5 protein-coding genes are annotated in these 7,490 nt (G+C 36.3%); all 5 read left to right on the plus strand.

The genetic code is table 11. The features are described 5' to 3' along the window. Positions 1-51: 51 nt before the first annotated feature. Positions 52-2,136 carry a type VI secretion system tip protein TssI/VgrG gene (gene tssI, locus A6E06_RS04335; RefSeq protein ID WP_065591803.1) on the plus strand — a complete coding sequence of 695 codons (2,085 nt, stop codon included), beginning with the start codon at positions 52-54 and terminating at the stop codon, positions 2,134-2,136. After that, positions 2,136-2,990: a DUF4123 domain-containing protein gene (locus A6E06_RS04340; protein ID WP_065591804.1), complete on the plus strand. Its 855-nt coding sequence runs from the start codon at positions 2,136-2,138 to the stop codon at positions 2,988-2,990. The genes tssI and A6E06_RS04340 overlap by 1 nt, the downstream gene beginning before the upstream one ends. Then, the gene (locus A6E06_RS04345; protein ID WP_065591805.1) at positions 2,987-6,247 is read left to right on the plus strand and encodes a T6SS effector BTH_I2691 family protein; all 3,261 of its coding nucleotides are present in this window, start codon (positions 2,987-2,989) and stop codon (positions 6,245-6,247) included. The genes A6E06_RS04340 and A6E06_RS04345 overlap by 4 nt, the downstream gene beginning before the upstream one ends. Further along, positions 6,234-6,965 (plus strand): hypothetical protein, encoded by a 732-nt coding sequence (locus A6E06_RS04350; RefSeq protein WP_065591806.1) that lies wholly within the window; start codon positions 6,234-6,236, stop codon positions 6,963-6,965. The genes A6E06_RS04345 and A6E06_RS04350 overlap by 14 nt, the downstream gene beginning before the upstream one ends. A gap of 17 nt (positions 6,966-6,982) precedes the next feature. Beyond that, a partial coding sequence (locus A6E06_RS04355; protein WP_065640688.1) for a hypothetical protein occupies positions 6,983-7,490 on the plus strand: 508 nt, incomplete at its 3' end.

Here is a 7,490-nt window from a genome sequence, read left to right on the forward strand (position 1 = left end):
TTACAATAAGTTATTGATTAATTAGTTATTTAAATTAAATTTGGAATGTATATGCAGGATGCAAATCAAACTCAATTTGGACTTGATGTAACAACAATAGAATTACCACTTCAAGTATATGAATTTTCAGGTGAAGAAATATTAGGAGATAACTACCAGTTTGATATTACGTTTGTATGTGAAGATCCTGATTTAGAATTAGCACAGTGGCTACAGCTGCCAGCTAGATTAACTATTCAACATTTTAATCAAGAGGCTCCTGAAAATACGAATCGTTATGTACATGGTATTATTGAATCGATAGAGCAATTGAGTTCCTCTTTTCGTCTTAGTACTTATAGATTAACTCTAGTACCTATTTTTAGCTTATTAAATTATCGAAAGAATTTTCAAATTTTCCAACAGAAATCTATTCCAGACATTATCTCAGATATTTACCGACAAGCAGGAATTCTGAGTCATCACTTTACTCTTGAATTATACAATACACACGAGCTTCGAGAATATTGTGTGCAATACGGGGAATCTGACGATCAGTTTATTTCACGAATAATGGCAGAGGAAGGACTTGTTTCTTATTTTGAACATACTGCGCTTGGATCTAAATTAATTATTTCAGATGGAAAAGAAACGTATACCGCTTTAGCACCGTTATCAGTAGTGACAGACAGTGGAATGGCTCAAGAAGGGGATACTATCCATTCCCTAAAAGTAAAACATCAAATTCAAAGTGGTAAAGCGTCAGTTAAAGATTATCTCTTTACTCACCCAACCCAACATATTGTCGGTCAAGTACAACATGAAGAAAAAGAGAATCAAAGTAGTGATATTGCATTAGAGCATTATCAATATCCAGCAAATCAACCGAACAATCCAACAGCAAAACAACAAGCACAGTTAAACTTAGAACAACGTCGAATTAAAGCAATGGAATTAGTTGGTTGCAGTAATAGTGCTCAGCTTGCAGTAGGGTATTTTCAGCCAATACATAATGCGTCTAATCCTGATTGGAACATCAATTGGCTAGTAACTAAAGTTGTGCATTCAGGTATACAGCCTCAAGTAATGGAAGAACTTGCGGATGGTGGTTCGAGTTACGAGTGTGATTTTACAGCTGCCCCTTGGTTTGTTCCGTATAAATTAGCGAGTGTTAAAAAACCATACATTCGTAACATAGATACAGCGATAGTGACGGGACCAGAAAGTGAAGAGATTTATTGTGATGAATATGGCCGTGTAAAAGTGCAATTTCATTGGGATAGAAATGGGCAAGCCGATGAGAAAACAAGTTGTTGGCTTCGTACTTCACAAGGTTGGGCTGGTAATCAATATGGCCAATTTGTACTGCCAAGAATAGGACACGAAGTGATCGTTAGTTTCATTCACGGTGATCCCGACAAACCCATCATTACAGGTTCACTATATAACGGGAATAATAAACCGCCATATACACTGCCAGAGCATAAAACACGCAGCACATTTAAAACATCAAGTTCAATTGGCGCGGATAATTTTAATGAATTACGTTTTGAAGATAAAAAAGAGTCAGAGCAGGTTTATATTCATGCCGCTAAAGACATGGATAGCCAAATTCAAAACAATCGCACTAGCGAGGTATTTAATGACGATCATTCGGTTGTTCATCATGATCATTTTCATCAAGTAATTAAAGATAATCACCTGACTGTTCTATTAGATAATTTAAGCTCAATTAAAGGTGATGCACACCAGCAAGTATCAGGCTCTATTCAACAAAAAATCCAAGGAAGTCGGCTTGAACAAATAGGCACCGAGTTACACATTAAGGTGGGTAATAAAGCAGTACTTGATGCCGGTAGTGAACTGACCATCACCACTGGAAGTAGCACAATGAAACTTGATTCTGGTGGCATTCATCTGCTTGGCGCCGCGATTGATCTAAACAAAGGCGGCAGCGCAGGAAGCGGCAGTGGATATGCGGGTATTACAGCAACACAACCTGTCATGAAGCAGGCTGAAGCTGCAGGCAGTGTGGCTGAAACCGCAACGGCCTCTGAATATACCAGAAGTAAAATTAACGCCGATCATCAGATAGAAGCACTAAAAACATCGGATCCCGTTTGTGAGGAGTGTGAGCAAGAGCAGGGGCAAGAATAATGGAAACAGAGTGCTTTGATTCTCTGAATATTGACGACTTCACCTCTTTCTATTTGATGCTAGACACAAGTCAGAGTGTTGACGTATTAAAACAATTGTATCAATTGGACACGGTGATTGAGCAAGAACCTCTTTATTTGTATGAGCCTTGGGATGATTTGATATCGGTCTCTCCTTACTTGGTAAAAGCAACGCCTGTTATTGCACAATGGTTTGAAAGTCAATCTGGTCAGCTAGATGGTTTCTTATTCAGTTCGGCGTTAGATCTAGAAAGTCTTGTCGAACATTTTAGAGGTTTGATTAAGGTTCAATCGCCTTATGGTTCATCCATCATATTAAAATCCGCGCATTCAGGGTGTGCCAATGTTTTATTCTCAACAGGAACAGATTGGTATTGGCAACACATTAATGAAGTTTGGCTTCCATCTAAAAAAGGATGGGCACATTACCTATCGCCTTGCACTGAGATGAAAAGCGAGAAACCTTATCGTTTAACGGACGAACAATGGCAAGCGTTAGGAGAGTTAGCGACTGAAAATGCCTATGCCTATGTACTTAATCATGTGGAATATTTCTTCCCACATTGTTTAGAGGGTGTGATAGATAAACAAAAATGGATTCAGTATTGGTTCGATGCCGCTTATAGCAGAGGGTTTCAAAATGAGACTGACGTCTGTCTATTTATGAATGTGATGGGATATTTAGGGAAAGAAGCGATCACAACCGATAAATACCCAAAAATCACCAAATTGATCTATCAAACATCGCAGCAAACCCCAGAACAAAGAATCAAACAAGCGGCAGATTTGGCCTATCAATATCGTCACTCTATGCAAAAGGATTTACAAGAATGAGCGAAGCAAACAATGCGGCCATGTGTGGCAGTAAAAAAGATGCGAAAAACCCAGCAGGGGCTTGTCCTGTAAAGTTTGGTGTTATTGACATCATTCCAGTTCGTTATGCGATTGATGATATGGATGATGAAGAAAAAGAGCAGAAACACCCATTACTTGATGCCCATAAAGGTCACGGCTTTTTTGATGTTGCTCATTCAAAATATACATTAAGACAATTAAGAGACGGTTGGCTTTACGTTTATAGCAATAAAGATAAAACCTTTCATGAATATCAGGTGAAAGGCTCTCAATTCATTAAGATTGACTGGGGCTCAAATGAAGCCGATAAAGCACCAGAAGAGAGAGGGCAAGCAGGAGAGGCTAAAAGCTGTTTGTCTTACTCTAAGAATGACACGGTAACGATATCATTTTCTCACCAGCGTTGGACATGGCGATTATGTGAACACATGCGCTCAAATACTCAGTGCCGAAACGAATGGATGCGGACGGTCGACTTAAAAACCTATTCAAACACATTAGAAATAGAACACGGTGGTGGCATGCGTGATTTTGTTCATGCTGTTGCTGATATTGGAACTCCCAAACCCTCCGATGTCTTGTTTGAAAAAACATGTTCCCCATTAAAAGACGATGATCCCTCTGATGATGAGTTTCATCTCGCTACCCATAAGAAAACCGTATTAGAAACCGATTATCAATGCGATTTATTAGAAAAGAACAGCGCTTTGTATATTGCACTGGATGATCAGTTGGCTGATATAACGGATCTGTTTTTGAAGTTGTCAGAAACATACGTTCGTATTGTTGAACTACAAGGAACAGAGGAGGATGAGTACAAAGCTCAAATGGCTGAATTAACACGATCTTTAGCAAGGGTAACATTTAGTGATGATCAACTTCCTGAAAATATTAAATCAGATCCAATTGAACGGTTAAAACTAGAAATAGAGATAAATGAGTATTTATACCAAGAGCAAAATGTCCAACAATCTTCAGCATCTTATGAATATCATGTTGGCGAAGGGGTAGAAAATACCTCATGGTATGAGGCGTTAGAAGCGAAAAAACAAGCCATAAAAGAGCGGTTTAATTTTGAAATTAAAAAGGACCATACTTCTCAGTGGAAAAAGCAATATCGAAATTTTGATGAAATTCGATGGAATGAATTGAATGAATATCTATTTGAAAAATATGACAAATTATCAGAAGTAGAAACATTAAACAGTAAGTTAATTTATCAGCATAAAGAGGTAACAGATGCCATTGAGCAGATGGGTATCGATCCTATGTATTTCGGGATTGATAATCAAACAGAGGTTGGTCAACGTTATTTATCTGAGTTATTTTCACCAATAACCGTCGAGCTTGTTCAATCTGGTTTTAATGTTCCTGAGATTAAGCATTATTTAGAAAAAATGTTAGATCTGAGTAATCCCAACAATTTATTAGCATTAGCCCCGTTTGCTTACTCCAAAGAAGTAGTGGATGAATTAACCACTTACTCTGAGGGTGGCGCTGCACTTAATATGAGCAGTCCTAGTGACATGATCGCACTGCATACTCGATTATCAGAATTCGATACCTTAACAGGTGATGTAAGAATTCAAGATTCTGATTGGTACAAGCTGCTTCATATCGATATTAAAGCCGTGTTTGCTGCATTTATTGCAAGTAACAAAGCCAATCCGATACTGCAATTTCGACCTTCGATGGAGATGCTCAATGCAATCCAACCTCGTACGAATCAATTCAGTGCACTTAGTTTTATGACTCGCTTCAGAGTTCTCATCATGGAAAATCTAGCAGATAGCAGTTTTATTGTTTCTGTAAATCCTAATTACCCTAAAGAACTGGCGGCATTTAATAAAAAATATGATCAGTTTTTACTATCTAACAGCAAAACAATGGCTGCAATTATTCGGAAAGAACAATTTGCAGCGGTTCTAGTCCAAAAAGCCTCTGAATTTATTTCAGAGAACATGCCTCAAATGCTTAAGGTTTCGCAAAATGGATCAATGTTAAATATAAAAGGAGCAATCAGCAAAGGCGTGGCAGAGAGTTGGGCTGCTTATAAGAATACAAAGGCAGATCTTGTTAGTTTTTCTGAAAGAAAGTGGAAAGGGTCTGCAAGTTGGAATGGTGTTGTTGCAGCATTAAACATTTGGAATTCAATAACCGTTTTTTCAAATTTACTTCAAAGAAACCAAGAGAGTAAGACGACAGAGGAATATAAATCAGTCGCCGCAGAGGTTGTTTATACGGCTTCTTGGACTGTAAATGCGTGCGCTTTGGTATCAAGAGATGCCTCATGGGTTGAGGTGATGAAAGATAAAAAACTGTTGAATAAAAACAGATATATTGCTTTGAAATCAAACAAAGAATTAATTACTAAATTTATTAATTTAACTAAGCTCGTTGCTGTTACTGGATTAATCGCCAGTGTGTCTGAAATTTATTATGTCTATAAACGCTTAGATAGCCCTCTCTTATCAAAAGAAGAAAGAATGGCAGAAATTCTAAAATCGGGATCATTAGTAGGGCCAGCATTTATTTATTCTATTCAATTAATATCATGTTTTATGAATGGATCAATTGGCGCCATTGTTGCTCCTTGGATGGTTATAGGGTTGGTTATTTTTGGTGTGATTTATATTGCTGCAACCGTATTTATTAATATGTTTAAACGAACTGATATGGAGTTATGGCTAGTGCAATCCATATGGGGAGTAAAGACGGCTAAGTGGTCACCAGAAATTGAATTAGTGAAATTACAAAACATATTAAATAAACCAGTAGTCCAGATAGACACTGGAATAGTTAGAACGTATCAGTCAAGTAATGATTCAGACAAACAATGGACGTTAACGATTGATTTACCTGATTACTTATCCGATAAATGGTTTGGAATTAAAGTAATTAAAAGCACATCTAAAAAAGTAATAAAACATTATAATTTCATTGGAAATAAAGAGACGAGTCAATCAGAAGTAGAGGCCAATTTCACTAAAGTAAGTAATGATAATAATTGTTATCAAATGAAAATTGAACGGAACCATTCAGAAGTTATTTCTAATATAACTATTTATTTGGATGTTTTAGCCAATAGAACGTCTCATGTGATTTCTTATTCTGGATTTCAAAGTGGTGATGGGGATGTAAAATTAAATATAAATAAGATTATTTCATTTAATGATTATTCAAAAAAAGAAAATTTAGGTATGGATATTGTGGGGTTAAATAATGCTAACTCATAAAGATATAGATAATAACGAAAAAATAGAAACCATGAGAATGGCCTTATACAACGAAGAAGTACTCTATGAGTATGAAACCATAGAGCATCAATATTTGGGGTATTTTGCTGGTATTGGTTTTTTTAGTGTTATGAGTTGGATGTTATATGATTTTAGTCAAGATATGCTTGATACCGGTGGTATTGTTGCATTTAGTTTACTCACCATTTTCATGACATTGTTTTTTATTTTTTTTGGTTCAGCAGACATAAAACGGATTTACAAGTTCACTAAAAACGGAATATTAACCGAGCAGGCAGATGTGGTACCTGAGTATGCATATAAATGTATACGAATGATAGGTCGAGTGGGGGTCGTTGTATGTTTGATTGCAGTTGTTTTTGTTGGTCCTATGGCGTTCATTGGAGCTGGGGCAAGTGCGTTACTCTCATTCAAACTGGTTAACTTTAGATTAAAACCTATGTTGTTTGAAAGTTTGTATTTTGATGAGTCAGTGATATTTAAAACAAGCAAAGAAAATTATATTGATATTACAGCAAATACCAATGATACCTGCTCTTCGATGGGTTTTTTTTGTAATAAAGATAATGTAGAAGAAATTTTTAATACAATAAAAATATTTTATTCAAATGGATATTTTTTTGAAGTTATGAGTGTTAAAGATATTTGTGATCACGAAAAGTTTAATGAATTCTTACATCCAGCAGGTCAGGATTGATGTGAAACTATTAAATAATGCTAACTCATAACGATATAGATGATACAGACAAAATAGAAACCATGAGAATGGCCTTATATAACGAAGAAGTGCTTTATGAGTATGAAACCATAGAGCATCAATATTTGGGGTATTTTGCTGGTATTGGTTTTTTTAGTGTTATGAGTTGGATGTTATATGATTTTAGTCAAGATATGCTAGATACAGGTGGTATTGTTGCATTTAGTTTACTCACTATTTTCATGACATTGTTTTTTGTTTTTTTTGGTTCTGCAGACATAAAGCGGATTTACAAGTTCACTAAAAACGGAATATTAACTGAGCAGGCAGATGTTGTGCCTGAGTATGCTTATCAATGCATACGAATGATAGGTCGAGTGGGCGTTGTTGTATGTTTGATTGCAGTTGTTTTTGTTGGCCCTATGGCGTTTGTTGGAGCAGGGGCGAGTGCATTACTCTCATTCAAACTGATCAACTTTAGGTTGAAACCTATGATGTTTGAAACTTTGTATTTTGATGAGTCAG

It is taken from the genome of Aliivibrio sp. 1S175 (assembly GCF_001690985.1).
Lineage (GTDB): Bacteria > Pseudomonadota > Gammaproteobacteria > Enterobacterales > Vibrionaceae > Aliivibrio.

Bases quoted from the DNA above. Each gene is read 5' to 3' on its own strand.
- tssI (WP_065591803.1), top strand. From the start codon at position 52: ATGCAGGATGCAAATCAAACTCAATTTGGACTTGATGTAACAACAATA.
- A6E06_RS04340 (WP_065591804.1), top strand. From the start codon at position 2,136: ATGGAAACAGAGTGCTTTGATTCTCTGAATATTGACGACTTCACCTCT.
- A6E06_RS04345 (WP_065591805.1), top strand. From the start codon at position 2,987: ATGAGCGAAGCAAACAATGCGGCCATGTGTGGCAGTAAAAAAGATGCG.
- A6E06_RS04350 (WP_065591806.1), top strand. From the start codon at position 6,234: ATGCTAACTCATAAAGATATAGATAATAACGAAAAAATAGAAACCATG.